Raw genomic sequence first — 24,753 nt, 5'->3', positions numbered from 1 at the left:
GAACCGCCGGCGTCCATCTCCGCTCCCTTCACCGGCCGTCACATCCCCGACGACTATCACCCGCACGACGGTGAACAGGGAGCACGCAGGTGTGGCGGCCCGGAAGTCCGCCGGAACGCGGTAGGCGTCCCGGCGGAATCGGCGGATCGGCGGATCGGCCTAGGCCACCGGTGAGGTCGGACCCACCAGCTCCGTCAGGACGTCCTCCATCGTCACGAAGCCCAGGACCGCGCCCGTCTCGCCGGTGACCGCGGCGAGGTGGCTGTCCTCGGTGCGCAGGGCGGTGAGGGTGTCGTCGAGGGGGGTGTCGATGCGGACCCGGGTGACCCGGTGCAGGGCCGTGCGCGGGAAGGGGCTCTCGCGGTCGGTGAGGCCCAGCGTGTCCTTGATGTGCAGGTAGCCGAGCACGGTGCCGCCGGGGCCGGTGACCGGGAAGCGGGAGTAGCCCGCGTCGGCGGCCATGCGTTCCAGCTCGGCCGGGGTGACGGTGTACGGGACCGTGCGCATCTTCTGGGCCGGGACCAGGATCTCCCCGACCGGGCGGGTGCCCAGCTCCAGCGCGTCGCGCAGGCGCTCGCCGTCGGCCGGGGTGAGCAGTCCGGCCTCGCTGGCGTCGACCACCATGCGGGCCAGCTGGTCGTCGGTGAAGACGGCCTCGACCTCGTCCTTCGGCTCCACCCGCAGCAGCTTGAGGAGCGTGTTGGCGAAGGCGTTGATGCCGAAGACGACCGGCTTCAGGGCCCGGGTGAGGGCGACCAGCGGCGGGGCGAGGAGCAGGGCGGTGGTCGCCGGGGCGGCCAGCGCGATGTTCTTCGGGATCATCTCGCCGATCAGCATGTGCAGGTAGGTGGCGAGGGCCAGCGCGATCGCGAAGGCGATCGGGTGGACCAGCGCGTGCGGCATGTGGACCGCCTCGAACACCGGCTCCATCAGATGCGCGATGGCCGGCTCCGCGACCGCGCCGAGCACCAGCGAGGAGACGGTGATGCCCAGCTGGGCCGTCGCCATCATGGCCGACAGGTGCTCCAGGCCCCACAGGGTCATCCGGGCCCGCTTGTCACCTTCCTTGGCACGCGGCTCGATCTGGCTGCGGCGTACGGAGATCAGGGCGAACTCGCCGCCCACGAAGAACGCGTTGGTCAGCAGCGTCAGGGCGCCGATGAACAGCTGTACGACGGTCATCGGGCCGCCTCCGGCTCCCGGTCGGCCGACACGGCGGACACGGCCTGCGCGGGCGCGGTGACGCGGAGGCGGTCGGCGCGGTGGTGGTCGACGTCGAGGACGTCGAGGCGCCAGCCGTCCAGGTCGATCACGTCGCCCTTGGCGGGGATGCGCGCCAGGTGGGTGGCGACCAGCCCGGCCAGGGTCTCGTACGGCCCGTCCGGCGCGGTCAGGCCGATGCGCTCCAGGTGGTCCAGGCGCAGCGAGCCGTCGGCCTCCCAGGCCGCGCGGCCGTCCGATTCGGCGGGGGCGGGCAGCAGGTCCGGTATCTCGACCGGGTCGTGCTCGTCGCGGACCTCGCCGACGACCTCTTCCACGATGTCCTCGACGGTCGCCACGCCCGCCGTACCGCCGTACTCGTCGATGACGACGGCCATGGTGCGGGTGCGGCGCATGCGCTCCAGGAGACGGTCGGCGGGCAGGCTGTCCGGCACGAGGAGGGGCGCGGTGGCCAGGTCGGTGACCGGGGTCGCCCGGCGGCGGTCCGGCTCCAGGGCCAGGACGTCGCGGATGTGCACGGTGCCGATGACCTCGTCCAGGCTGCCCCGGTAGACCGGGAAGCGGGACAGCCCGGTGGCGTGCGAGAGGTTCGCGGCGTCGGCGGCGGTGGCGTGGGCCTCCAGGGCCTTGACGTCCACGCGCGGGGTCATGACGTTCTCCGCGGTCAGCTCGCTCAGGTGCAGGGTGCGCACGAACAGCTCCGCCGAGTCCGCCTCCAGGGCGCCCTCGGCGGCCGAGTGCTGGGCCAGGGCGACCAGTTCCTCGGCGCTGCGGGCGGAGGCCAGCTCCTCGGCCGGTTCCAGGCCGAAGCGGCGCACGACTCGGTTCGCCGTGTTGTTCAGGTGCCGGATGAAGGGGCCGAACGCGGTGGTGAAGCCGCGCTGCGGGCCCGCGACGACCTTCGCGACGGCCAGCGGGCGGGAGATCGCCCAGTTCTTGGGGACCAGCTCGCCGACGACCATCAGCACGACGGTCGACAGGACCACGCCGAGCACGGTCGCCACCGTCGAGGCGGCGCCGCCCAGGCCGATCGCCGTCAGCGGGCCGCGCAGCAGCACGGCGATCGACGGTTCGGCCAGCATGCCGATGACCAGCGAGGTCACGGTGATGCCGAGCTGGGCGCCGGACAGCTGGAGGGTCAGGGACCGGACGGCCCTCAGGGCGCCGTCGGCGCCGCGCTCACCGGACTCGGCGGCCCGCTCCAGGTCACCGCGCTCGACGGTGGTGAGGGAGAACTCGGCCGCGACGAAGAGGGCGCAGGCCAGGGTGAGGAGGAGGGCCAGCAGGAGCAGCAGGACCTCGGTCACCGTGCCACCCCGCTTCCCTCACGCACATGCAGGGGCACTGGCGGGCCGACCGTGGCACGGCCGGTACTGGGAGGCTCCATTACGGAACGGGACTCCTTAACGGGGTCGGTGGGGGCCGTCGCCGGCCGCCCGAGGTTTCCCTCACAGGGTAAAGGACGAGCAAAGAGATCGGGAGTCCTCGGACCCCTATGCTTCTACTCGCCTGTAGAGAACGGCCGGACGGTTCCGGTTGTTCCCCGCACGAACGCGGTACCCCGCACGAACGTGAAGGAGAGAACGCCTCGATGGTGTTCAAGCGGCTGCTCGGTTCCCCCGGCGTGGGCGGACCCACGGTGGACACGGTCCTCGACCCGGGCGCCCGGCCGGGGGGCGCGCTGTCGGGCGAGGTCCACCTCGTCGGCGGCACCGCCGGCCACGACGTCGAGCACGTCGCACTGGAGCTGGTGGCCCGCGTGGAGACCGAGCACGGCGGGCCCGGCGAGGAGGGGGACGGCGAGGGCGTCGTCACCTTCGACCGGCACACCGTCGGCGGGCCCTTCCGGCTCTCGGCGGGCGAACGGCGAAGCGTTCCGTTCACCATGTCGCTGCCCTGGGAGACGCCGGTCACCGAGGTGCGCGGCCGGCCGCTGGGCATCGTGCTCGGCGTGCGCACCGAGCTGGCGGTCGCCGGCGCCCGGGACAAGGGCGACCTGGACCCGCTGACCGTGGCACCGCTGCCGGCCCAGGAGGCCGTCCTGGAGGCCTTCGGACAGCTCGGCTTCGGCTTCCGCTCGGCCGACCTGGAGTACGGCCGCATCGGCGGCACCGGACAGCGGCTGCCCTTCCACCAGGAGATCGAGCTGACGCCGCCGCCGCGCTACGCCCACCAGGTCAACGAGATCGAGGTGACCTTCCTGGCCGTGTCCGGCGCCCTCGAAGTGGTGCTGGAGGCGGACAAGCGCGGCGGCCCGTTCTCCGACGGCCACGACGCGCTCAGCCGCTTCACCGTCCCGCACGAGGCCGCGGCCGGCCCGCAGGACTGGAGCACCCTCGTCGACGGCTGGATCCAGGAACTGGTCGAGCACCGGGCGTCGTACGGCTCCCACGCGGTGTACGGCCACCAGGCCGCCCCCGGCGTCGGAACGGCCGTCGGGGGCGACGAGGAGGCCTGATAACTTCTACATCACTGTAGAGATTCGCCTTCCCGACCCGTACGGAGTTCTCATGGCCCTGTGGGACCGCTTCAAGGAGTCCGCGTCGCAGATGCAGACGCAGCTCGTGGCGAAGAAGAACGACCTCAAGAGCGGCGCCTTCCGCGACGCGAGCATGGCGATGTGCGCGCTGGTCGCCGCCGCCGACGGCACCGTCGACCCCTCGGAGCGGCAGCGGGTCGCGCAGCTGATCTCGACCAACGAGGTGCTGGCGAACTTCCCCGCCGACGACCTGCGCCGCCGGTTCGAGGACAACCTGAACAAGCTGACCGCCGACTTCGCCTTCGGCAAGGTCGGCGTCCTTCAGGAGATCGCCAAGGCGAAGAAGAAGCCCGCCGAGGCGCGGGCCGTGGTGCAGATCGGCATCGTGATCGGCGGCGCCGACGGGGACTTCGACAAGGACGAGCGGGCCGTGGTCCGCGAGGCCTGCTACGCCCTGGACCTGCCGCCGCACGAGTTCGACCTCTGACTCCCGCGGCCCCGGCCCTGCCATGCCGTAGATTCCGTGTGTGGGCCCGTGCCGCGGGCCCGCACCGTACGTCCATCAGGGGAGCGCCGTGTTCGGACTGAGCGAACTCGTGATCATTCTCGTCGTCGTCATTGCCGTCCTCGCCGTCAAGAAGCTTCCCGAGCTGACCCGCTCGGCGGGCAAGTCGGCCCGCATCCTCAAGGCCGAGGCCCGGGCTGCCAAGGACGAGGAGCGGACACCGGCGGACGCCGACGGGCAGGAGGCTCCGCGCGTCATCCAGGGTGAGACGGTCAAGCGCGAGGACACCGGCAGCCGCAGTGACACCGGCACCGGCACCGGCAGCCAGGGCACGCCCCAGGGCTGAGCGCGGGCCGGCTCACGCGTCACGGCCCCAGGGCGTGAGCGCCGCCCGGCTCACGCGTCGGGCTCGCGGCCACCGGCGCGGGTGCGGTGCGGGCCGAGTTCCCGCAGGACCTCGCCCAGTTCCGCGGCGGTCAGCGGCGTCGCCGGCAGGGGCGGGGCGCCTGTCGTACGCAGGCCGCCCAGGAACAGGGCGAGGGGGCGGCGCCAGGCGTCCGGCGCGGTCGCGGCGGTCAGCGCCGGTACCGCACGGCCGAGCGCGGCGAGCGCGAACAGTACGTCCTCGGTGGTGACGTCGGCGCGGACGGTGCCCTCGTCACGGCAGCGGCACAGCAGCGCGTCGACGGTCCGGCGGTTGTGCTCGTGCACGGCCTCCAGGCTGTCGACGCCCCGCAGATGGGTGGTCATGAGGTCGTTGGAGCCGCGGTCGGCGGCCAGCGTGCTGAAGACGACCTCCAGATAGGCGGTGAGGCCCGCCCACGCGTCCGGCGCCCGCCTGGCCCGCTCACCGGCGTCCATCGTGCCCGTCAGCGAGTCCCGGAACACGGCGTCCACGAGCGCGGCGCGGGTGGGGAAGTGGCGGTAGAGCGTCGCGTTGCCGACCCCCGCCCGGCGCGCGATCACGTCGAGCGGCGCGTCGAGACCGTACTCCGTGAACACCTCGTGGGCCGCCTCCAGCAGAAGCTCCCGGTTGCGCCGCGCGTCGCGTCGCTGCCGGGGCGCTCCGTCGCGTGCGCCGACGGTCATCCTCACCCTCCGGGTCGTACGAACCGGGGAGTGCTCCCCGCGTCTTCCGTGCCGATGCTATCTTCGGAGCCGTAAACGGGGAGTGCTCCCCGTTTCAGTCGCCGACCTCAGGAGGTCCCATGACCGCGCCCACCCTCGAGGAACTGGCCGCCCTGCGCGCCGAGGGCGCCGTGCACCGGGTGCACGTGCCGGGCAGCGGGGAGAGTCTGCTGGTCGTGACGCGCGACGCGGCGCGGGCCGCGCTCACCGATCCGCGGCTGAGCAACGACATCCGGCACTCCGCGTCCTGGCAGAGCGACGGCGGGCACGCCATCGGCCACAACATGCTCCAGAGCGACCCGCCGCAGCACACCCGCCTGCGCCACCTGGTCGCCGGCCACTTCACGCCGGGGCGGATCACCGCGCTGCGGCCCCGCGTCGAGCGCGTCGCGGGCGACCTGCTGGAGGCGCTGCCGCGCACGGGCACGCGCACGGGCACGGGCACGGGCACGGCGGACCTGGTCGGCGGGTACGCGCTGCCACTGCCGGTCACGGTGATCTGCGACCTTCTGGGCGTACCGGAGGCCGACCGCGGGGGCTTCCACACCTGGTCGAACGAGCTGGTCATGCCCACCTCGCCCGAGGCGGCGGCCTCGGCGGCCGGCGAACTGACCGGCTACCTCACCGGCCTGACCGCCCACAAGCGCCGCACCCCGGACGACACGCTGCTCAGCGACCTGGTCGCCGCCGAGGACAGCGGCGCCCTCACGGCCGGGGAACTGCTCGGCATGGCCTTCCTCGTCCTCGTCGCCGGGCACGAGACGACCGTCAACCTGATCTCCGCCACCGTGCACGGCCTCCTCACCCACCCCGACCAGCTCGACCGGCTGCGCGCCGACCCGGACCTGACCGAGAGCGCCGTGGAGGAGTCGCTGCGGTACAACTCCCCGGTGCACGCCTCCGCGTTCCGCTTCGCGGCCGAGCCCCTGGAGCTGGCGGGCACCCGGATCGAGGCCGGCGAGTCGGTGCTCGTCTCGCTCGCCGCCGCCTCCCGGGACCCCGCCCACTTCCCCGAGCCCGACCGCTTCGACATCGGCCGCCGGACACGGGGCCACCTCGGTTTCGGCCACGGCCTCCACCACTGCCTCGGCGCCCCGCTGGCCCGCGTCGAGGCCACCGTCGCCGTACGGCTGCTCCTCGAACGGCACCCCGCGCTCGCCCTCGCCGCCGACCCTGCGACGCTCACCTGGCGGACGAGCACCCTGCTCCGGGGCCTGACGGAACTGCCGGTGCGCCTCGGCTGAGGCGGGCGGCGGCGGGCGGCGGCGGCCGGTGTCAGGCCGGGTCCTGCGGCACGGCGGACAGCAGGCTGTGCACGATCGGGCCCGCCGAGCCGCCGCCGGTGACGCCCTCCTCGACCACGACGGCGACGGCGACGTTGCCGCGGTGCGCGACCAGCCAGCCGTTGTTGTCCTGGTCGTCGGAGACCTCGGCGGTGCCGGTCTTCGCGCCGATCTCGCCGGGCAGGTCGGCCAGGACGTGCGCGGTGCCGTCGGTGACGGTGGCCCGCATCAGCTCGCGCAGCTGGGTGACCACCTTGCCGGGGAGCGGCTCGGTCCGGGTCTCGTCGGTGCGTCCCGCGGTCCCGGCGGTGACGGACGGCTGGTGGAACTCGCCGGACACCGCGGTCGCCGTCACGGACGCCATGATCAGCGGGTTCGCCTGGACCCGGCCCTGCCCGATCATCGACGCCGCCTTCTCCGTCTCGTCCTTGGGCGCCGGCACCGCACCGTCGTACGTCGGGATGCCGATGTGCCACTCCTGGCCGACCCCGAAGTAGGTGCGGGCGACCTTGCCCAGCTCCCCGTCGTCGAGTTTGCCGCGCAGGCTGATGAAGGCGGTGTTGCAGGACTCGGTGAAGTCCTTGCGGAAGGTGGCGCCGGGGTGTTCGGAGGTCTCGACGTTGTGGAACTCCTTGCCGACCGTCAGGTACTTGGGGCAGTCCACGACGTCGTCGGGCTCGACCGCGCCCTTGAGCAGCAGGGCACTGCTGGTGACGATCTTCCAGGTGGAGCCGGGCGCGTACGTGCCGGAGGCGGCGCGGTTGAAGCCGGAGGAGGGGGAGTTGGCGAGGGCGAGGACCTCGCCGTTGTCGATGCGCAGGGCGACGAGGGCAGCGTTCTTGCCGTCGGCCTCAGTGAGGGCCTTCTCGGCGGCGGACTGCCAGGTGGCGTCCAGGGTGGTGCGTACGGGTGCGTCGGTCTTCGCCGGGTCGGGCTTCTCGCCGAAGGACGCCTCGGTGCGCACGGTTTCGCCGCTGGTGCGGTCGATCAGCTCGACCGCGCCGCGCGGACCGCCGTCCGCACCGCCCGCGAGCCTGCCCAGCAGCGGGGTCAGGGACGGGTACTCGCCGCCCGAGAGGGAGGTCCCCGCGCGGTCCGTGACCTTGGGCGGGGTCGTCTCCTCGCGCTCCAGCCGGAACTTCTCCGTGTCGGTCAGCCGCGGGTGCACCAGGGACAGCCGCCAGTCCACCTTCCAGCTGCCGTCGTCCTGTTCGCGCAGCGGCAGTCGCGACTCGTACGTCCAGGTGCCCAGGTCGGTGATCGGCATCCGGGCGGTGAAGGGGACGCCGAGCGTGCCGTCCTCGGCCTCCTTCGCCCCGTCCCCGGCCGTCAGCTTCGGTGCCTCGATGTCGAGTCCGGCGGTGAAGCTCTGCAGCACCTCCTGCGCCTTGTCGGGGCTGGTGGTGCGGCCGGCCGCGCTCGGCATCCGGCCGGCGGCCCAGTCGGCGAGGAACGCGCGCGCCTGTTTCATCGCGGCGGGGTCGGGCCCGTCGTCGCCGCGCGCGAAGGGGCCGAACCCGGCGGCGTACGAGCCGCCCGCGGCGATCACGAGGACGACGCCCACGGCGGCGACGGCCCGCACGCCGTTGCGGGGCCTGCGGCGGCGAGGAGAGGTGACGTAAGGGCTGTCGGGCATGGCGAGGTCCTTGTCGGGTCGGGGCGGGGCGGGGCGGGTCACAGGTCAGCGGCCGGTGCCGGTGCCGGTGTCGGTGTCGGTGTCGGTGTCGGTGCCGGTGAGGAAGTCGAGGATCGTGTCGGTGGCGTTCAGGGCCTTGCTGACGGGGCCGAATCCCTTGGGCGGAGGGACGGTCGAACCGGGCCAGGTGTGACCGGCGTCGTCGACGACGAGGAGCTGGACGGTGGCGGCCGGTTCGTCCGCGGCGGCCTTCAGGCGCCAGACCGTGCGGTCGTAGCCCTTCTCGCCCTTCGTGACCGGGTCACCCGCGCCGCCGGCGGCCGCGAAGGCCTCCGCGCTGTCCCGGGCCGACAGGGTCGGCAGGATCGGCTCCTCGGGGTCCGGCGGCGGGGAGGGCAGGCCCGCAAGGGGTCGTACGGGATCGTCGGCGCCGTAGACGACCATGACGGGGACGGGACCCGTGGGCTTCACCGCGGCGTCCCCGGCGGGCAGTTGACCGGAGACCGAGGCCGCGCCCGCCAGCAGGCCGGGGCGCTCGGCGGCCATGCGCAGGGCCATCGAGCCGCCGTTGGAGAAGCCGGCGACGTAGACCCGCCCAGGGTCGGCCCGCTCGGTGCGGACCAGGTGCCGGATCAGCGCCTCGGTGAACCGCACGTCCGTGTCGGCGTCGGGGCGCTGCTCCGTCGCCCGGGTGCCCGCGCCCCAGCCGTGGTCGAGGCCCTCGGGGAAGGCGACCAGCATGCCGCGCGCGGCGGCGGCCTTCTCCAGCCGGGTCTTCTCGCGCAGCTCGGCGGCGTCGGCACCGCGGCCGTGGAAGGCGATGACGAGGGGCCTTCGGCCGTCGTCGGCGGCGGCGGGCCGGTGCAGGAGGTACGGGCGGGTGTGGCCGTCCACGCGGAGCTGTGCGCGGACCTCCGCGCCCGGAGTCGGAGCCGGAGTCGCCGTCGCCGTGCCGCCGGCGGTGCCGGACGAGCCGCTCGCCGGTGGCGCCCCGTCCGGGCGGTCGGAGTCGGCGGCGCAGCCGGCCAGGGGGAGCGCGAGGGCGAGGGCGAGCGCACCGGGCCAACGGCGGGTGCGGAGCGCGAGGTCACGGAAGGAGCGCATGCCCCGAGGAGAGCAACCCCGCCGGGTCCCTGTCCAAGATTCATATGGATGTCGGATCGATCAATCCCCGATATGATTACTGCTCGTGGACCTGGTGCGGCACCTGGAGTGCTTCGTGGCTGTTGCAGAAGAGTCACACTTCGGGCGTGCCGCCACCCGTCTCGGCATGGCCCAGCCGCCCCTGTCGCAGCGCATCCGGCGGCTGGAGGAGGAGTTGGGCGTCCGGCTCTTCGAGCGCACCAGCCGTCAGGTGACGATCACCGAGGCGGGCACGCTGCTGCTCGCCGAGGCCCGTGAGCTGCTGGCCCGCGCCGAGTCGTTGCGGACCGCCGCGCGCCGTATCCGGGACGGCGAGAGCGGCCTGCTGCGCGCCGCCCTGTCCCCCGACATCTCCGGCGAGACCGTCGCCGCCCTGCTGGCGGACTTCCGGCGCCGCCACGCCGGTCTCGAGCTGGAGCTGCACGAGCTGACCACCGCCCAGCAGCTCGCCGGTTTCGCCGCCCACGAGCTGGACGTCGGCCTCATCCACCACCCCTGCGACGTCACCGGCCTGGAGCTGGGCCCGGTGCTGCGCCGCGACCTCGGCGTCCTGCTGCCGCGCGGTGCCCCGCAGACGGAGCTGGAGGCGGTGCCGCTCGCCGCGCTCACCGGCTACGACCTGGTGCTCTTCCCGCGCGCCGACGCCCCCGCGGTCTACGACGACCTGCTCACCGCCTGCGCCCGGGGCGGCTACACGCCCGCCGCCGTGCGGCACGGCCAGGGCGCCAGTTTCGTACGCGGCCTGGTGCTGTCGTCCGGGGCCGTCGCCCTCGGCCCGCGCGACACCCGGCTCGTGACCCCCGGCGACCAGGACCTGGTCTGGCGCCCGCTGGCGGGGGCCCCGCCGAGCTGGCGGCACTCCGCGGCCTGGCCCAAGGGGCGCGGCGACGCAGCCGTCGCCGCCTTCGCGGACGCGGCCACACACGCCCTGCGCACCACGGCCGACGCGCACTCCGAGGCACCCGCCCGGCCCCTGCACCTTCGCCCGGCATCGGAGTACTGGCTTTGACCGACACCGCCGCCTTCGAGCACCGACCCGTGCGGCCGACCGCCGTCGACCACCGACCGGCACGGCCCGCCGCCCTCGACCACCGACCCGTGCGGCCGACCCCCCTCCACCGCCGACCCGTGCGGCCGACCGCCGTCGACCACCGACCGGCACGGCCCGCCGCCCTCGACCACCGACCCGTGCGGCCCGCCGCCCTCGACCACCCACCGGCACGGCCGACCCCCCTCCACCACCGACCCGTGCGGCCGACCGCTCTCCACCACCGACCCGCACGGCCCGCCGCCCTCCACCACCGACCCGCACGGCCGGCCCTCCTCCGCCACCGCCCCGCACGGCCCGCCGCCGTCGGCATCGACCGCCACCCCCCGGCGCCCCTCGCCCGTCCCGCTCGGCCGGTGGGCGCTCGCCCGGCATCGGAGTCCCGGTCATGACCGACACCGCCACCGCCGCCCGTCTGGACGCGGCCTTCGCCGACGCCGGGGTCACCGGGTGGCTGCACGCCGTGGACATCGACTCGGGGGCGCAGATCGCGGCCGGGGCGGACCAGCCGGTGTGCACGGCCAGTGTCCACAAGCTGTGCGTGCTCGTCACGCTGCACGAGCAGGCGGCGGCCGGGGTGCTGGACCTCACCGAGCAGGTCGAGTGCCCGCCCGCCGGACGCACCCCGGGGCCCACGGGGCTCGCGGCCATGCTCGACCCGGTCCGGCTGTCGCTGCGCGACGCCGCGTTCCTGATGATGTCCGTCAGCGACAACACCGCCGCCGACCTGCTGCTCGGCCGGGTCGGTCTGGACGCCGTCAACCGCACCACGGCCCGCCTCGGCCTGACCCGGACGCGGGCGGTGTACGGCTTCGGCGAGATGCTGGGCACCATGCGCGAGGACGCCGGACCCGCCGGCGCCCAGGCCCTGGCCGACCCGCACGTCATCACCCGGCTGCGCGCCCTGGACCCGGCCCGCACCAACCACAGCACCCCCCGGGACATGACCCGCCTGCTCACCGCCCTGTGGCGCGACGAGGCGTGCCCGCCCGAGTACGGGGCGGCCGCGCGCCGCATCATGGGCCTCCAGGTGTGGCCGCACCGCCTGGCCTCGGGCTTCCCCTTCGACGACGTGCACGTGGCCGGCAAGACCGGCAGCCTGCCGACCCTGCGCAACGAGGTCGGCGTCGTCGAGTACCCCGACGGCGGCCGCTACGCCGTCGCCGTCTTCACCCGCACCGCCCACACCGCGGCGGTACTCCCGGCGGCGGACGCGGTGATCGGCACCGCGGCCCGGATCGCGGTGGACGCCCTGCGGGCCCCGTGAGCGGGTGCCAGGAGAAGATCGCCAGGACATATCAGGCGCTTTCTCGCATTTGGGGGTACATAATCAGAACATGAGTACGGCAACGTATGTACTGCTGGCCGCGCCTTCGGGCGGGCTCAAGGTGACGGTGGTCTTCATCCTCGGGCTGGTGATCGCCGGCGCGTTGATCTGGGCCGTACGCATGGGCATGCGGGTCATGGACCGGGAACCCGACCGCCCCCGTGCCGACGAACAGCCCCACCTCCCGGACGGCGGCGCCGTCCGGGAGGAGCGGGAGATGCGCGAACCCGACGAGATCCCGCTGAACGAGGACGGAAGCCCCCGGCTCATGCCCTACCAGCTCCACCACTCGGGCAGCCGCCGCGGCGACGACCAGAAACGCCGCCGCTGGCTGCCGGGGTCGAGCGGAGCCTTCGGCAGCGGTGGACCGGGGCACGTCTGAGCCGCCCGTACGGCGGCACACCGGAGGGCGTGGCGGCGCCCTCCGGTCTTGACTGGAGGGGACCCGCCCGCCCGCGCGGCACGTGCCCCACCAGGCCCTTGGAGGCGACGACATGACCGGTACCGGAAGGCCCGCACGCGCGGTGCGCCGCTGACGGCCATGGGCGACCCGGGCGAGACCGGCGAAGGCACGGGCGAGGGCACCCCCGACCCCGCCGCCTTCACGGACGAGATCTACGCGGCCCGCATGGACCGGACCGCGTACGAGGCCGCCGCTCTCGGGCTCGCCGGTGTCCTGGTCACCCCCGGCCCCGACCTGGTCTGGCTGTGCGGCTACCGGCCCACCGCCACCGCCGAACGCCTCACCCTCCTCGTCCTCGCCGCCACCTCCCAGCCCCGGCTGCTGGTACCGACGCTCGACCGCCCGAACGCCGAGACCGCTCCCGGCGCGAGCGCGATACGCGTCTCCGACTGGTGGGAGGGACAGGACCCCTACGCCGCGGCGGCCGGACTGCTGCGCCCGCACGGCCGGTACGCCGTCTCCGACGCGACCTGGGCGCTGCACCTGCTGTGCCTCCAGAAGTCCCTCCCCCTGGCCACCTACCAGCCGCTGTCCGCCGTACTGCCCATGCGGCGCGCGGTGAAGGACGAGCACGAGGTGGCCCGGCTGACGTCCGCGGCCGCGGCGGCCGACGCCGCGTACGAGGAGATCCTCGGGCTGCGCTTCGGCGGGCGCAGCGAACGCGAGCTGGCCGCCGACCTGGGCAGGCTGCTGCGCGAGCACGGCCACAGCCGGGTCGAGTGCACGGTGGTCGGCTCCGGACCCCACGGCGCCGACCCGCACCACCGGCCCGGCGACCGGGTCATCGGCGACGGCGACATGGTCGTCCTGGACTTCGGCGGACTCAGGGACGGCTACGGCTCCGACACCGCCCGCACCGTCCACGTCGGGGCCCCGACGGACGAGGAGCGCCGGGTCCACGAGACCGTCCGTGCCGCGCAGCGGGCGGCCTTCGAGGCGGTACGGCCCGGGGTGTCCTGCCAGGAGGTCGACCGGGCGGCCCGCGCCGTCATCGAGGAGGCCGGCCACGCCGGGCACGTCGCGCACCCCACCGGCCACGGCGTCGGCGTCACCACCCACGAGCCGCCCTACCTGGTGGAGGGCGAGGAGCAGCCGCTCGAACCGGGCATGTGCTTCTCCATCGAGCCCGGCATCCACCTGCCCGACCGGTTCGGCGTCCGCATCGAGGACGTCGTGACCTGCACGCGGGACGGGGGCCGGCGGCTCAACACCACCTCGCACGAGCTGGTGATCGTGCGCTGACGAAACTCGCTCGCGGCGGCGTCCCGCCCCCGGTACCGTCCTCTCCATGAAGCGCGCCTGCTCGTTCTTGATGACGACGCCGGGGAACGTCCCGGCGCGCTGACTGCTGACCAGAAGTCCGAAGCCCCGGGGCGAGCGCCCCGGGGCTTCGTCGCGCGGTGCTCGTCCTGTGGACCCGTTCCCGAGGAGACCACCGTGCACGACCACGACCAACACGCCCACGCCCACGCCCACGGCCACGACCACCGGCGGCTCGGCCGCGAGCTGGCGCTGTTCGACACCGACCCCCTGATGGGCGCGGGCCTGCCGTACTGGCTGCCCGACGGTGCGATCGTCCGCCACACCCTGGAGGAGTACGTCCGCGAGGCGGAGCGCCGGGCGGGCTACCGGCACGTCTACTCGCCCGTCCTCGGCAAACGCGAGCTGTACGAGATCTCGGGGCACTGGGAGCACTACCGCGACGACATGTTCCCGCCGATGGAACTGGGCGCCGAGGAGGTCGTCCTGCGCCCGAGCCTGTGCCCCCACCACGCCCTCGTCTACCGCTCCCGCTCCCACAGCTACCGGGAACTGCCGCTGCGGATCGCCGAGCTGGGCGCCATGTACCGCTCCGAGCCCTCCGGCGTACTCGGGGGACTGACCCGCGTACGGGCCATCCACCTCAACGACGCCCACATCTTCTGCACCCCGGACCAGGCCGCCGCCGAGGCCCGCGCCGCCCTCGGACTCATCCGCGGCGCCCACGCCGACCTCGGCATCCGGGCCACCCGCTACCGCCTGTCCCTGCCGGGTCCCGGCGGCAAGTACGTCGCCGACCCGGAGCTGTGGCGGCGGGCCACCGCGCTGCTGGAGGAGGCCCTGGACGGTCTTCCGTACGAGGCGGTGGAGGGCGAGGCCGCCTTCTACGGGCCCAAGATCGACGTGCAGATCGAGGACGCGGCCGGGCGCGAGTCCACCCTGTCGACCGTCCAGATCGACTTCCACCAGCCCGAGCGCTTCGGCCTGCGCTACATCGGCCCCGACGGCGCCAGGCATCGCCCGGTCATGGTCCACCGCAGCGTCATCGGCAGTGTGGAACGGGTGGTCGCCCACCTGATCGAGGCGCACGGCGGCGCGTTCCCGGCGTGGCTGGCACCGGTGCAGCTGGTGGTGCTGCCGGTGGCCGAGGCCCAGCAGGAGCAGGCGTACGACCTCGTGCGGCGCGCCGGTGACCAGGGGCTGCGCGCCGAGGTCGCCGGCCCCGAGCGGGGCAGCCTCGGCGCCCGGGTCCGCGCGGCGCGGAAGGTGCCGTACCAGGCGGTGATCGGCGCCCGGGAGGCAGCGGACGGCGACCTGGTCGACGTACGCCTGCGGGACGGCCACCGCCCGGGCCGGATGCCCGGCCCCGAACTGCTGCACCACATCACCGACCGCGTCCGGACCCGCGGCCCCGAACTGTGGGAATCCCCCTGAGCGCACGTAGCCGCCCCGGCACCCGGCCACCCCAGCGGATCACCCGCCCGGTCCGAGAACACGGCCCGGGCGCCGGGATCCCACCCGGGCCCACATAGCGCCCACGGCGCCCGGCCGCCCCGGAGATTCACCGACGCGGTCCGGGCCCGCGGCCCCGAGCCGTAGGAACCCCCTAGCCCGCGTAGCCGCCCCGGCACCCACCCGCCCCCGCGGATCACCCACCCGGCCCCGAGACACGGTCCCGACGGTGGGATCCCACCCGGGCCCACACCGCACCCACGGCGCCCGGCCGCCCGGCCGCCCCCGCGGATCACTCACCCGGGTCGGAGACAGGGTCCGGGCGCCGGGAGCCCGCCCGGGCCCACGCAGCGCCCACGGCGCCCGGCCGCCCCGGCGGATCACCGGCGCGGTCCGGGCCCGCGGCCCCGAGCGGTAGGAACCCCCTAGCCCGAGTAGCCGCACCGGCACCCACCCGCCCCCGCGGATCACCAGGCCGGCCGAGGACACGGCCCGAGCTGTGGGAAGCCGTCTGAGCGCGCGTAGGGTCACCGGCACCGGCGCCCCCGCCAAGCACAAGGAGACCCCGCCGTGACGACCGCCTCCGCGCAGCAGCAGCCCATCCCGGTGATCATCGACTGCGACACCGGCATCGACGATGCCCTGGCCCTGATGCTGGCGGTCCGCCACCCGCGTCTCGACCTGCGCGCGGTCACCTGCGTGGCCGGGAACACGGACGTGGAGGGGGTCGTACGGAACACGCTGACCGTGCTGGAGCGGGCCGGCGCCCCGGACGTCCCCGTCGCCCGGGGCGCCGGGCGCCCGCTGATCGAGGCCGTGCGCACCGCCCGGCACGTGCACGGGCACGACGGCATGGGCGACCTCGGCCTGCCCGCGCCCACCCGCACCGCCGCCGACGTGGACGCGGTGACGCTGCTGCGCCGGGAGATCCTCGCCTCCCCGCGCCCGGTCACCCTGATCCCCACCGCGCCGCTGACCAACATCGCGCTGCTGCTGCGCACCCACCCCGAGGTCACCGGCAACATCGAGCGCATCGTGTTCATGGGCGGCGCGGTGGCCACCGGCAACGCCACGCCGGTCGCCGAGTTCAACGTCTGGCACGACCCGGAGGCCGCCGCGATCCTGCTCACCGCCGGGGTGCCGATCACGATGTACGGGCTGGACGTGTTCGAGCGGGTGATCGTGCCCGGCCAGGACGTACGGCGGCTGCGCGCGAGCGCCGAGCCCGGCACCCGGCTCGCCGGCGAGCTGCTCGCCCACCGCGGCCCGGCCACCGACGAGTCGGACCCCGGCGGCGGCCTCGGCGACGCGGGCGCGGTCTGCGCGGTGATCGACCCGCAGGGTCTGACCACGCACCGGCTGCCCGTCGAGGTGTCCCTGGCCCCCGGCCCGTCCCGCGGCCAGACCCTCGTCGACCGCCGCCGGCGCGTCGGCGAGTCCGAACTGCACGAGGGCATGCGCGAACAACCCCTGGTCGACGTGGCGTTGGACGTGGACGTGGACCGGTACGTGGAGCTGTACCTGAGCACGGTCGAGCGCACGGAGGCGTAGCCACCGGCGCGTCGCGGGCGCACGGGTTCGCTTTTCGGGTGATCTGGACAGACCTAACAGATCCGTTCGTGTCGCCCGCACGCATCGCGAAGGAGACGAGACCGCGTGACCGTACGCAGCACCACCAGCGCACCCGACCTGTCCTCCAATGACCCCAACTGGTGGCGGCAGGCCGTCATCTACCAGGTCTACCCCCGCAGCTTCGCCGACGCCGACGGCGACGGACTCGGAGACCTGCGCGGCATCACCCAGCGCCTGACCCACCTCGCCGCGCTCGGCGTGGACGCCCTGTGGCTCAGCCCCTTCTACCCCTCCGAACTCGCCGACGGCGGCTACGACGTCGACGACTACCGCGACGTCGACCCCCGCCTGGGCACCCTGGACGACTTCGACGCGATGGCCGCAGAGGCCCACCGCCTGGGCCTCAAGGTCATCGCCGACCTGGTCCCCAACCACACCTCGCACCGCCACGTGTGGTTCCGGGAGGCCCTGAACGCGGGCCCCCGCTCCCCGGCCCGCGACCGCTACGTCTTCCGGGACGGCCGGGGCGAACACGGGGAGCTGCCGCCCACCGACTGGCAGTCCGTCTTCGGCGGCAGCGCCTGGAAGCGGGTGCCCGACGGACAGTGGTACCTGCACCTGTTCACCCCCGAACAGCCCGACCTGAACTGGGAGAACGAGCAGGTCCGCACCGACTTCCGCACCACGCTGCGGTTCTGGTCGGACCGGGGCGTCGACGGCTTCCGCGTCGACGTGGCGCACGCGCTGGTCAAGGACCTGGCCGAGCCGCTGCGCGACCTCGGCGCCCCGGAGCTGAGCGGCGAGGCGGCCCTCGCGGAGTTCGCGCCGGGCACCCACCCGTTCTACGACCGCGACGAGGTGCACGAGGTCTACCGCGACTGGCGCAAGATCTTCGACACCTACACCCCGCCCCGCATGGCGGTGGCCGAGGCCTGGGTCCCGGGCGCGCGGCGCGCGCTGTACGCCCGCCCGGACGAACTGGGCCAGGCCTTCAACTTCGAGTACCTCCAGGCCGGCTGGGACGCGGCCGAGCTGCGCGAGGTCATCACCGGCTCGCTGGCCGACGCCCACGCCGCCGGTGCCTCGGCGACCTGGGTGCTGTCCAACCACGACGTCGTCCGCCACGCCACCCGCCTGGTCCTGCCGCCGGACACCGACACCGACGCCTGGCTGCTGTCCGGCGGCCACGCACCAGCCGTCGACCGGCAGGCCGGCCTGCGCCGGGCCCGCGCCGCGACCCTGCTGCTGCTGGCGCTGCCCGGCTCGGCGTACGTCTACCAGGGCGAGGAGCTGGGGCTGCCCGAGGTGGCCGACCTGCCGACCGAGGTCCTCCAGGACCCGATCTGGGAGCAGACCGGGCACGTCCGCAAGGGCCGCGACGGATGCCGGGTACCGCTGCCGTGGACCACGGACGGGCCGTCGTACGGCTTCGGCGCGGGCGCGGCGTGGCTGCCGCAGCCGCCGGACTTCGCGGCGTACGCCGTCCAGGCCCAGGACGGGGTGGCGGGCTCGACCCTGGAGCTGTACCGCACGGCCCTGCGCCTGCGCCGCAAACTGCTCGACGGCGAGTCCCTGACCTGGGCGGACGACGCCCCGGCCGGGGTGCTGCGGTTCAACCGCTCGGACGGCTGGCGCTGCGTCACCAACCTCTCCGACCGGGCCGTCGACCTGCCCGCCGGAGAAGTCCTACTCAGCAGCGCACCGCTGGAGGACGGCCGGCTCGGCCCGGACACCACGGTATGGCTGGGGCTGTAACCGGCCCCGGCCCGCCCGAGGCCGTCCGGACCGCCCGAGGCCGCCCGGCCCGGGGGTACTGCGGTTCGACCGCTCGGACGGCTGGCGCTGCGTCACCAACCTCTCCGACCGGGCCGTCGACCTGCCCGCCGGAGAAGTCCTACTGACCAGCGCACCACTCGAGGACGGCCGGCTCGGCCCGGACACCACGGTATGGCTGGGGCTGTAACCGGCCCCGGCCCGCCCGAGGCCGTCCGGACCGCTCACCCGGACGGCCCCGCACGCTGGTGGCGTGGCGGGGACGGTGGTGCCGTGGAGGGGTGACCGATCCTGAACGGCGCCGGTCGCACCGGCCCTCCAGGAGGCACCGATGCAGCACGCCCCCGCCGCCCGTCCCCTGCTCGCCGCGGCGCTCTCGGCGGCGCTGGCACTGACGGCGGCCGCCTGTGCCGCCGGCGGGCGGGAGGCGGACCGGCCGGCCGGCACCGCGCCGCCGACCGCCCGGTCCCCGGCGGCGCTACCGTCACCCGCCCTGCCGCCGGTGCTCACCCGGGGGCAGGCGCGGGCGGCCCTGATCACGGAGGCGGACCTGGGGGAGGCGTGGGAGCCGACGCGGGGTGCGGCGACCTGGCGGGACGAGGTGCTCAAGGCCACCGCCGAGGGGTCCGACTGCCGCCGGCTGCTGGACGTCCTCTACACGGAGGACCTCTTCGGCGCCGCCACCGCCCCCCGCGCCACGGCCGCCCTGGACGATGCGGACGGCGGGGCCCAGCTGCACTACCGGGTCACCTCCTCACGCGCCGGCGACATCGACGCGACGCTGGCCTGGCTCGGGACGCTGCCGGACACCTGCGGGCGCTTCGAGGCCCGGGCCACCCGTGGCACGACCCGGGACGTGCGGGTCACCGGCGTGACGCTCCCGGAGGCGGGGGACGCCCGCCAAGGCCTGCGGGTGACGGTGAGCGGCGCGGCGGCGGGCTCCGGGGACGCCTGGGACGCCGACGGCTCCGGGGACTCCGGGAACTCCGGGGACACGGTCCTCACCGTGGACCTCGTCGCCGTACGCGTCGGCGACGACGCGATCAGCCTCACCAACGGCACCCTCGGCGAGGCGGCCGACGACGCCACCCGGGCGGCCGTCGAGGTGGGGACACGGCGCCTGACGGAGGTCCGGCGGCAGGGACGCGCCCAGGTGTAGCGGTGTAGCGGCGGCGAACGCCCACGCGGTTCAGCAGGACTCCTCCGGGCCGTCGGGCGGGCCCCGGCGGTCGCGGTCGAAGCGGCGGCCGTGGGCGAGTACCTCAAGGGCGGCGTCGTGGACGGTGCGGCCGCGGGCGAACGCGTCGGCACGCAGCCGGGCCAGAGCCTCGTCGGCGCCGACCCGCAGCTGGGCCATGATCATGCCGACGGCCCGGTGGACCTCGTCGTGGTCACCGGCCAGCTCGTCCAGCCAGGCCTCCTGCCCGCGCGGCAACGCCATGACCGCCCCCGTCATGGCACCGGCCATCAGCCGTGCGGTGCGCAACTGCGGGTCGGTCAGCGCGCCGGGGGTGTCGCGGTACAGGTCGAAGGTGCCCACGCACCCGGCGTCGCCGCCCAGCGGCAGCGCGTAGACCGCGCGTACGCCGACCGCCGTCGCCTGCTGGGCGAAGACGGGCCACCGGCCGGCGTCGGCACCGCACGTCAGATCGCCGGCGAGCACCGGGACACCCGACTCGGCGGCGCTCACACAGGGACCGGCGCCCAGCGTGGCCTGGATCTCCGCCAGGTACGACGCCCGGTCCCCGCTGGCGCACAGCCGTACCGGCACGCCCTCGACGCGCAGCGACGCGCTCGCCCCGGCCACCGCCAGCAGCCCCATCGCCATCACGCACAGCCGGCCCGGCACCTCGCCCGGCGGCACGCCGCGCACCCGGGCGGTGATGGCATCGGCGGCACGTGAGCCGTCCAGCGGCCACCGGGGTTCGTCGTCGGGCGGCACGCGACCGCCTCCTTCCCGCACGGGGCCGGAGGGCCGACTACCCCTGCCCACCCAGGGGAAACCGGGCGGGCCGCCGGCCGCGGGGCTACAGCGGCGGCTGTGCGGGCGCCGGCCCCAGGGTGGTCGTGCCGGGCGCGGTGCGGTGCCCGAGGCCGGTGCGGTACGCGTCCAGGGCCGCCTCCACCCGGCCGGTGCGGCGCAGCAGGTCGCCGAGGAGCCGGCACAGGTCGGCCAGATCACCGGCCGCGCCCGCACGCTCCAGCAGGCTCAGCGCACGGACGTAGTGCTCCTCGGCGGCCTCGGTGTCCCGGGCGTCCTCGGCGATGATGCCGAGCAGCCGGTGGGCGCCCGCGGCGTGCACGGCGCCCCGTTCGGAGGACAGGTCGTTCAGCACCCCGTGCAGCAGTCCGGCGGCCTCCTCGGACTTGCCGCGCCGGTGCAGCACGTCGGCGAGCTCGACGGCGACCTGGCTGCTGTAGAGGGCGGCGCGGGTGGCCGAGAGCATGTCGAGGGCCTCCCGCATCTCCGCCTCGGCGCGCGGGAGTTCGCCGTTCTGGGCGCAGACGTAGCCGCGCATCCAGTGGCAGTTGGCCAGCTCGGTGCGCAGTTGCAGCGTGCGGTACAGCTCGGCCGCCTTGGCGAGCGAGGCGTCGGCCTCGGCGAGGCGGCCCTCGGCGAGCAGGGTGCGGGCGACGGAGCGGTGCATGCGGGCCACCAGGGCGGGGTCGCCGGCGCTGGGGGCGAGGGAGAGGGCGAGTTCGGCGGCCTGGGCGGCGCGCGCGTGGGCCCCCATGTCCATGTACGGGCCGATGGCGCTGGCGTAGAGCAGCAGCAGCGCGTCGGGGTCGTGCAGGCCGCCGCGGTTCAGCTCGTCGAGGGTGGTCTCCAGGAGGTAGACGGCGTAGCGGAGTTCACCGGCGAGATAGTGGGCGAGGGCGCGTCCGCGCACGGCGGGGACCCGGGCGGGCAGTGGGGCGCCGGCCTCGGCGAGGCACTCCTCGGCCCGCTCGAAGTACCGTCGGCCGGTGACCAGTTCACCGGTCTCCACGGCGCACTCCCCGAGCCCGAGCAGCGCGGCGGCCCGCTCCTCGGCCAGCTCGTACGCCTCGGCCTCGGCGAGCAGCTCGGCGTACTGCCCGGCCGCCGCTTCGGCGCCCTCGGTGGCGAGGGTGCGCTGCGCCTCGGTGAGCCTGAGCCGCAGGTCGGTGGCGAGGCGGGCCGGGCGCCCGGTGGCCAGCTCCTCGTAGCCCACGCCGAGCCGTTCGGCGAGATGCCGCAGCGCCTCGTCGGAGGGGCGGACGCGGCCGGCCTCCAGGGTGGAGATGTAGGCGGGTGTGTAGGCCGGTTCCGCGAGCTGGCGCTGGGTCATCCCGCGCTCGGCCCGCAGTCGCTGCACCCGGCGCCCGATGGCGTCTCGGTCGTCACGGTCCCCCACTGCCAACTCCCCATGAGGCTCTTGCCGTTCTGCTCGGACGGCTCTAGGTTAAACCGCGTATTAAGCGCGCTTAACAGTGCTTGACACAATCCCTGATCCCGCAGAGGACGCCGTGCTCGGACCCACCCGCACCGCCGAACGTTACGCCAGGGCCCTCGCCGCCGCGGTCGCCGCCGTGGCCTGCCTGCTGCTGGCCGCGAACGCGGGCCCCACGGACACGGCGGGCTCCCCCGCGCCGGCACCGGCGCACGACACCGCCCCCACCACGGACGACCTGGCCGCCGCCGACCGCTAGGACGACACCTGCCGTCACCGCCGCGCCGCCCCGGCCGCCCTCCGTCACCGCCGCGCCGCCCGCCGCCCGCCGTCACCGCCGCGCGGGCCCGCACCGTCCGTCACCGCCGACCGGTCCGCACCGTCCGCGGGCCCGCCGCCGCAGACAAGCGCGCACCGCCCGGACCTCCGTCACCGCCACGCCGGTCCGCGCCGACGGCGCCGCCCGCCGACCGGTCCCCTACGTCCGCCCGGTACCGCCGTCAGCTCCATCGCGACGTACGACGGGCCACGACCGGCCACGACCGCCACCGACCCGGCACCCACCCGCTACCGACCCGCCACCCCGCAGCGGCGCACGCCACCGACCGGTCCACCGCCCCCGGCGGCCTCAGCCCTGCGTCTGCAGGCGGCTCAGTTCCCGCTGGACGTGGTCCAGCGCGCCCTCGCGGCGGCCCGGCACGCGGCTGCGCAACACGGCGAGCGCGGCGCCCAGTTCGCGGGCCCGCCCGGCGTCGCGGATCTGCCCCCACTGGTGGTGGGCGCGGTCGACGGCCGCCTCCACGGCGGGCGCCTCGGGCGGCTGTCCGGCGCCGAGCCGGAACTCGGCCACCGTCAGCCAGGCCCGGCAGCTGCGCACCGGGTCCCCCGCGAACATCGCCAGGTCGGCCCGGACCTCCCTCCAGTGCAGCGCGTCCTCGGAGGCGGGCCCGTACGCGTGGGCGGCGGCCCGCTCGTGCCGGGCGGCGAGGGCGTCGGCGTCCGCGTGCCGCCCTGCCTGCACGGCGGCGGCGATGACGGCGTGCGGGTCGCCCGCCAGCGGCCCCGGTGCCGTCAGCACCAGGTCCGCACCGGCCATCGCGCCCCCGCCCGCGCCGTCGGCCGCCGTACGGGCCAGCGCCTGCTGGTGCAGCTGGTCCGGCGACGGCCGGTGCCCACTGCGCAGGATCGTCGCGACGCCCCGCATGTACGACGGGGTGGCCACCGTCCGCCGCGAGGGCGGCGGCGCGATGCGACCGTAAACGGCGTTGTTGCGCCCGGAATCCAGCGGGTTGGTCCGCAGCCACTGCCAGGTCTCGTGGTCGGCGTGCAGATCGAGCAGCAGCGTCGTCGCGCCGCTCGGCCGCAGCCGCAGCTCCTCGCGGATCCAGTGCCAGGGCAGCGCGGTGTAGCGGACGGTCGCCGGGGTCGTGCGGGCCAGCGCGAGGTGCGGCAGGCGCTGGCGCCGGTCCAGCTGGAGCTGCCCGGCGACGTAGACGGTCAGCGGTCCGGGAGCCGCCGCGGCGGCCCGCAGCCGGGTCAGGACGGCCTGCGGCTCCAGCGGGTCGGCGAGTTCGACGACGTTCGCCGTGTCGGTGCCGGAGAGCACGGCGGGCGCCACGGCCGCGAGGACGGGGAGCACGGAGGCGGCGTCCACCAGGCACCCCTTGCCCACGGGCGACGCCGCGAGCAGCAGCACGGTTCCGGGCATGTCCCCTCCCCCTGTCGATCACGTACGGCAGCACCGTAACCGCTGCGGCTGCAAAGCGGGGCACTCAGCCGCCTGCGGACTCCTCCCGGCGCCGTACCGCGAAGACCGTGGTGTCGTCGGCCACCCGCCCCCGGCAGTGCCGCAGTGTGCCGTCCCGTACGAGGGCCACCAGGCGCGTGGGCAGGGCGCTGCGCGCGTCGGCGGCGACGGCGCGGGCGATGTCGTCGGCGGGCCGGTAGAAGGCCCCGTCGGGATCGCGGGCCTCCGTCACCCCGTCGGTGACGAGCAGCAGCGTCTCGTCCGCGGCGAGGTGCAGCCGGTGCGGGGGCGGCAGCGCGCCGGGCCTGCCGGAGTCGAGTTCGGCCATGCCAAGCGGCAGCCCGCCCACGACCGGCAGGGCCCGTACGCCGCCGGGTCCGACCGCCATCGGGGGCTCGTGTCCGAAGACGACGGCGTCCACGGCGTCGGGCAGCCCGGGGGAGAAGCCGACCAGCACGGCGGTGGCGAACCGGTCGCCGTCGGGCCGGCCGAGGCCCGCCGTGTGCGCGCGGTGGCGCACCATGCGGATCTCCAGGCGCTCGGCGACCGTCGCGAGGTCCGGTTCGTGGTAGGCGGCCTCGCGGAAGGTGCCCAGCAGCGCGGCGGCCGTCTCCACCGCGCCGAGGCCCTTGCCCTGCACGTCGCCGACGAGGACACGGGTGCCGTACGGGCCGGGCTGGATGTCGTAGAAGTCGCCGCCGACGCGGGCCTCGGTGTCCGCGGAGAGATAGACGGCGGCATGGTCGAGGCCGCCGAAGCCCACCGGGAGCGGGCGCAGCACGGTGCGGCGGGTGGTGTCGGCGATGTCCCGCATGTGCAGCATGCGCCGCTCGCCGCCGACCCGGACCCCGGCGGCCAGCACGGCGATGGTTCCGCCGAGGGAGACGAGGACCAGTCCGGGCAGCCCGGTCTCGTCGCGGTGCTGCCAGACGGTGTCGGCGAAGACGTAGACGAGGATCGAGAGCGCGGCGAACACGGCCGTTCCCCGCACCCCGCAGATCGAGGCGGCGACGCCGGGCACCAGCACGGTCCAGGAGATTATCTCGAACGCGCCGGTGGTGATGTCGCCCGCGGTGATGCCGAAGAGCAGGACCAGCGGCACCATCCAGGCGACGCTGTGGCCGCGGATGCTGAGCAGCTCGTGCCGGGACACGGCGTCGCCCCGGCCGGCGGCGTGGACGAGCCGGCCGAGCAGCCGCCACCGGCCGCGCACCGGCCTGCGCACACGACCCCTCACGACGCCCAGCGAAACACGCCCCCGACCGGCCCGCATCCTGACTTGCCAGCCGGCGTGGCCAGGTGT

General features: G+C 75.1%; 22 protein-coding genes and 1 pseudogene. 14 read left to right on the top strand and 9 right to left on the bottom strand.

Going from position 1 to position 24,753, the window contains the following annotated elements:
• Positions 1 to 159: 159 nt before the first annotated feature.
• Together ACGH7X_RS20075 and ACGH7X_RS20070 are read right to left on the bottom strand one after the other, a co-directional pair.
• On the bottom strand, positions 160 to 1,182 hold the full coding sequence (locus tag ACGH7X_RS20075; protein ID WP_399886772.1) for a hemolysin family protein: 1,023 nt from the start codon (positions 1,180 to 1,182) through the stop codon (positions 160 to 162).
• The gene (locus ACGH7X_RS20070) at positions 1,179 to 2,528 is read right to left on the bottom strand and encodes a hemolysin family protein (protein WP_399886771.1); all 1,350 of its coding nucleotides are present in this window, start codon (positions 2,526 to 2,528) and stop codon (positions 1,179 to 1,181) included. Before ACGH7X_RS20070 ends, ACGH7X_RS20075 begins: the two co-directional genes overlap by 4 nt.
• 284 nt (positions 2,529 to 2,812) lie before the next feature.
• On the opposite strand from ACGH7X_RS20070, the gene ACGH7X_RS20065 reads away from it, so the two are divergent.
• The 3 genes from ACGH7X_RS20065 (at position 2,813) to ACGH7X_RS20055 (ending at position 4,551) form a co-directional block, all read left to right on the top strand.
• Positions 2,813 to 3,679, top strand: coding sequence for a sporulation protein (locus ACGH7X_RS20065; protein WP_399886770.1), 867 nt, complete (start codon positions 2,813 to 2,815; stop codon positions 3,677 to 3,679).
• Positions 3,680 to 3,731: 52 nt separating this feature from the next.
• Positions 3,732 to 4,187, top strand: coding sequence for a tellurite resistance TerB family protein (locus tag ACGH7X_RS20060; RefSeq protein WP_399886769.1), 456 nt, complete (start codon positions 3,732 to 3,734; stop codon positions 4,185 to 4,187).
• Positions 4,188 to 4,275: 88 nt separating this feature from the next.
• On the top strand, positions 4,276 to 4,551 hold the full coding sequence (locus ACGH7X_RS20055; protein ID WP_399886767.1) for a twin-arginine translocase TatA/TatE family subunit: 276 nt from the start codon (positions 4,276 to 4,278) through the stop codon (positions 4,549 to 4,551).
• 50 nt (positions 4,552 to 4,601) lie between these two features.
• Here ACGH7X_RS20055 and ACGH7X_RS20050 read toward each other — a convergent pair whose 3' ends face one another.
• Positions 4,602 to 5,294: a TetR/AcrR family transcriptional regulator gene (locus ACGH7X_RS20050; protein WP_399886766.1), complete on the bottom strand. Its 693-nt coding sequence runs from the start codon at positions 5,292 to 5,294 to the stop codon at positions 4,602 to 4,604.
• Between the two features lie 119 nt (positions 5,295 to 5,413).
• Between ACGH7X_RS20050 and ACGH7X_RS20045 the strand changes: the two genes are divergently transcribed.
• A complete protein-coding gene (locus ACGH7X_RS20045; protein WP_399886764.1) occupies positions 5,414 to 6,577 on the top strand; it encodes a cytochrome P450 in 1,164 nt (387 codons plus the stop codon).
• A 31-nt stretch (positions 6,578 to 6,608) separates the two neighbouring features.
• Here the strand turns inward: ACGH7X_RS20045 and ACGH7X_RS20040 are convergent, their stop codons facing one another.
• Together ACGH7X_RS20040 and ACGH7X_RS20035 are read right to left on the bottom strand one after the other, a co-directional pair.
• Complete coding sequence (locus tag ACGH7X_RS20040) at positions 6,609 to 8,252, bottom strand: penicillin-binding transpeptidase domain-containing protein (protein ID WP_399886762.1); 1,644 nt, start codon at positions 8,250 to 8,252, stop codon at positions 6,609 to 6,611.
• Between the two features lie 45 nt (positions 8,253 to 8,297).
• Positions 8,298 to 9,356, bottom strand: coding sequence for an alpha/beta hydrolase family esterase (locus ACGH7X_RS20035; protein WP_399886760.1), 1,059 nt, complete (start codon positions 9,354 to 9,356; stop codon positions 8,298 to 8,300).
• 115 nt (positions 9,357 to 9,471) lie between these two features.
• On the opposite strand from ACGH7X_RS20035, the gene ACGH7X_RS20030 reads away from it, so the two are divergent.
• From ACGH7X_RS20030 to ACGH7X_RS19990, 9 genes and pseudogenes are all read left to right on the top strand, one after another.
• Positions 9,472 to 10,404 carry a LysR family transcriptional regulator gene (locus tag ACGH7X_RS20030; RefSeq protein WP_399886759.1) on the top strand — a complete coding sequence of 311 codons (933 nt, stop codon included), beginning with the start codon at positions 9,472 to 9,474 and terminating at the stop codon, positions 10,402 to 10,404.
• A 427-nt stretch (positions 10,405 to 10,831) separates the two neighbouring features.
• The gene (locus ACGH7X_RS20025; RefSeq protein ID WP_399886758.1) at positions 10,832 to 11,710 is read left to right on the top strand and encodes a serine hydrolase; all 879 of its coding nucleotides are present in this window, start codon (positions 10,832 to 10,834) and stop codon (positions 11,708 to 11,710) included.
• A 70-nt stretch (positions 11,711 to 11,780) separates the two neighbouring features.
• Positions 11,781 to 12,152 carry a DUF6479 family protein gene (locus ACGH7X_RS20020; protein ID WP_399886757.1) on the top strand — a complete coding sequence of 124 codons (372 nt, stop codon included), beginning with the start codon at positions 11,781 to 11,783 and terminating at the stop codon, positions 12,150 to 12,152.
• 159 nt (positions 12,153 to 12,311) lie between these two features.
• Positions 12,312 to 13,475 carry a M24 family metallopeptidase gene (locus ACGH7X_RS20015; protein WP_399886756.1) on the top strand — a complete coding sequence of 388 codons (1,164 nt, stop codon included), beginning with the start codon at positions 12,312 to 12,314 and terminating at the stop codon, positions 13,473 to 13,475.
• A 195-nt stretch (positions 13,476 to 13,670) separates the two neighbouring features.
• On the top strand, positions 13,671 to 14,927 hold the full coding sequence (thrS, locus tag ACGH7X_RS20010) for a threonine--tRNA ligase (RefSeq protein ID WP_399886755.1): 1,257 nt from the start codon (positions 13,671 to 13,673) through the stop codon (positions 14,925 to 14,927).
• 588 nt (positions 14,928 to 15,515) lie between these two features.
• Positions 15,516 to 16,496, top strand: a complete 981-nt coding sequence (locus ACGH7X_RS20005; RefSeq protein ID WP_399886754.1) for a nucleoside hydrolase — start codon at positions 15,516 to 15,518, stop codon at positions 16,494 to 16,496.
• 105 nt (positions 16,497 to 16,601) lie between these two features.
• The gene (locus ACGH7X_RS20000; RefSeq protein WP_399886753.1) at positions 16,602 to 18,272 is read left to right on the top strand and encodes a glycoside hydrolase family 13 protein; all 1,671 of its coding nucleotides are present in this window, start codon (positions 16,602 to 16,604) and stop codon (positions 18,270 to 18,272) included.
• A 52-nt stretch (positions 18,273 to 18,324) separates the two neighbouring features.
• Positions 18,325 to 18,480 (top strand): annotated as a pseudogene (locus ACGH7X_RS19995) (DUF3459 domain-containing protein); the annotation flags it as partial.
• 141 nt (positions 18,481 to 18,621) lie between these two features.
• On the top strand, positions 18,622 to 19,449 hold the full coding sequence (locus tag ACGH7X_RS19990; protein ID WP_399886752.1) for a hypothetical protein: 828 nt from the start codon (positions 18,622 to 18,624) through the stop codon (positions 19,447 to 19,449).
• Positions 19,450 to 19,479: 30 nt separating this feature from the next.
• Here ACGH7X_RS19990 and ACGH7X_RS19985 read toward each other — a convergent pair whose 3' ends face one another.
• Both ACGH7X_RS19985 and ACGH7X_RS19980 read right to left on the bottom strand, forming a co-directional pair.
• Positions 19,480 to 20,232, bottom strand: coding sequence for a GAF and ANTAR domain-containing protein (locus tag ACGH7X_RS19985; protein ID WP_399886751.1), 753 nt, complete (start codon positions 20,230 to 20,232; stop codon positions 19,480 to 19,482).
• Between the two features lie 85 nt (positions 20,233 to 20,317).
• Entirely contained in the window at positions 20,318 to 21,667 is a 1,350-nt protein-coding gene (locus ACGH7X_RS19980; protein ID WP_399886750.1) for a helix-turn-helix domain-containing protein, read from the bottom strand.
• Positions 21,668 to 21,779: 112 nt separating this feature from the next.
• Here ACGH7X_RS19980 and ACGH7X_RS19975 point away from each other — a divergent pair, with 112 nt between their 5' ends.
• Positions 21,780 to 21,962: a hypothetical protein gene (locus ACGH7X_RS19975; RefSeq protein ID WP_399886749.1), complete on the top strand. Its 183-nt coding sequence runs from the start codon at positions 21,780 to 21,782 to the stop codon at positions 21,960 to 21,962.
• A gap of 369 nt (positions 21,963 to 22,331) precedes the next feature.
• Here ACGH7X_RS19975 and ACGH7X_RS19970 read toward each other — a convergent pair whose 3' ends face one another.
• The gene (locus ACGH7X_RS19970) at positions 22,332 to 23,411 is read right to left on the bottom strand and encodes a hypothetical protein (RefSeq protein ID WP_399886748.1); all 1,080 of its coding nucleotides are present in this window, start codon (positions 23,409 to 23,411) and stop codon (positions 22,332 to 22,334) included.
• A 64-nt stretch (positions 23,412 to 23,475) separates the two neighbouring features.
• On the bottom strand, positions 23,476 to 24,723 hold the full coding sequence (locus ACGH7X_RS19965) for a PP2C family protein-serine/threonine phosphatase (protein ID WP_399897196.1): 1,248 nt from the start codon (positions 24,721 to 24,723) through the stop codon (positions 23,476 to 23,478).
• Positions 24,724 to 24,753 lie beyond the last annotated feature (30 nt).

The sequence above is a fragment of the Streptomyces sp. BBFR51 genome, from assembly GCF_044591655.1.
Lineage (GTDB): Bacteria > Actinomycetota > Actinomycetes > Streptomycetales > Streptomycetaceae > Streptomyces.
Note: the sequence above shows the minus strand (reverse complement) of the source record. Positions and strands in the feature narration are given on the sequence as shown.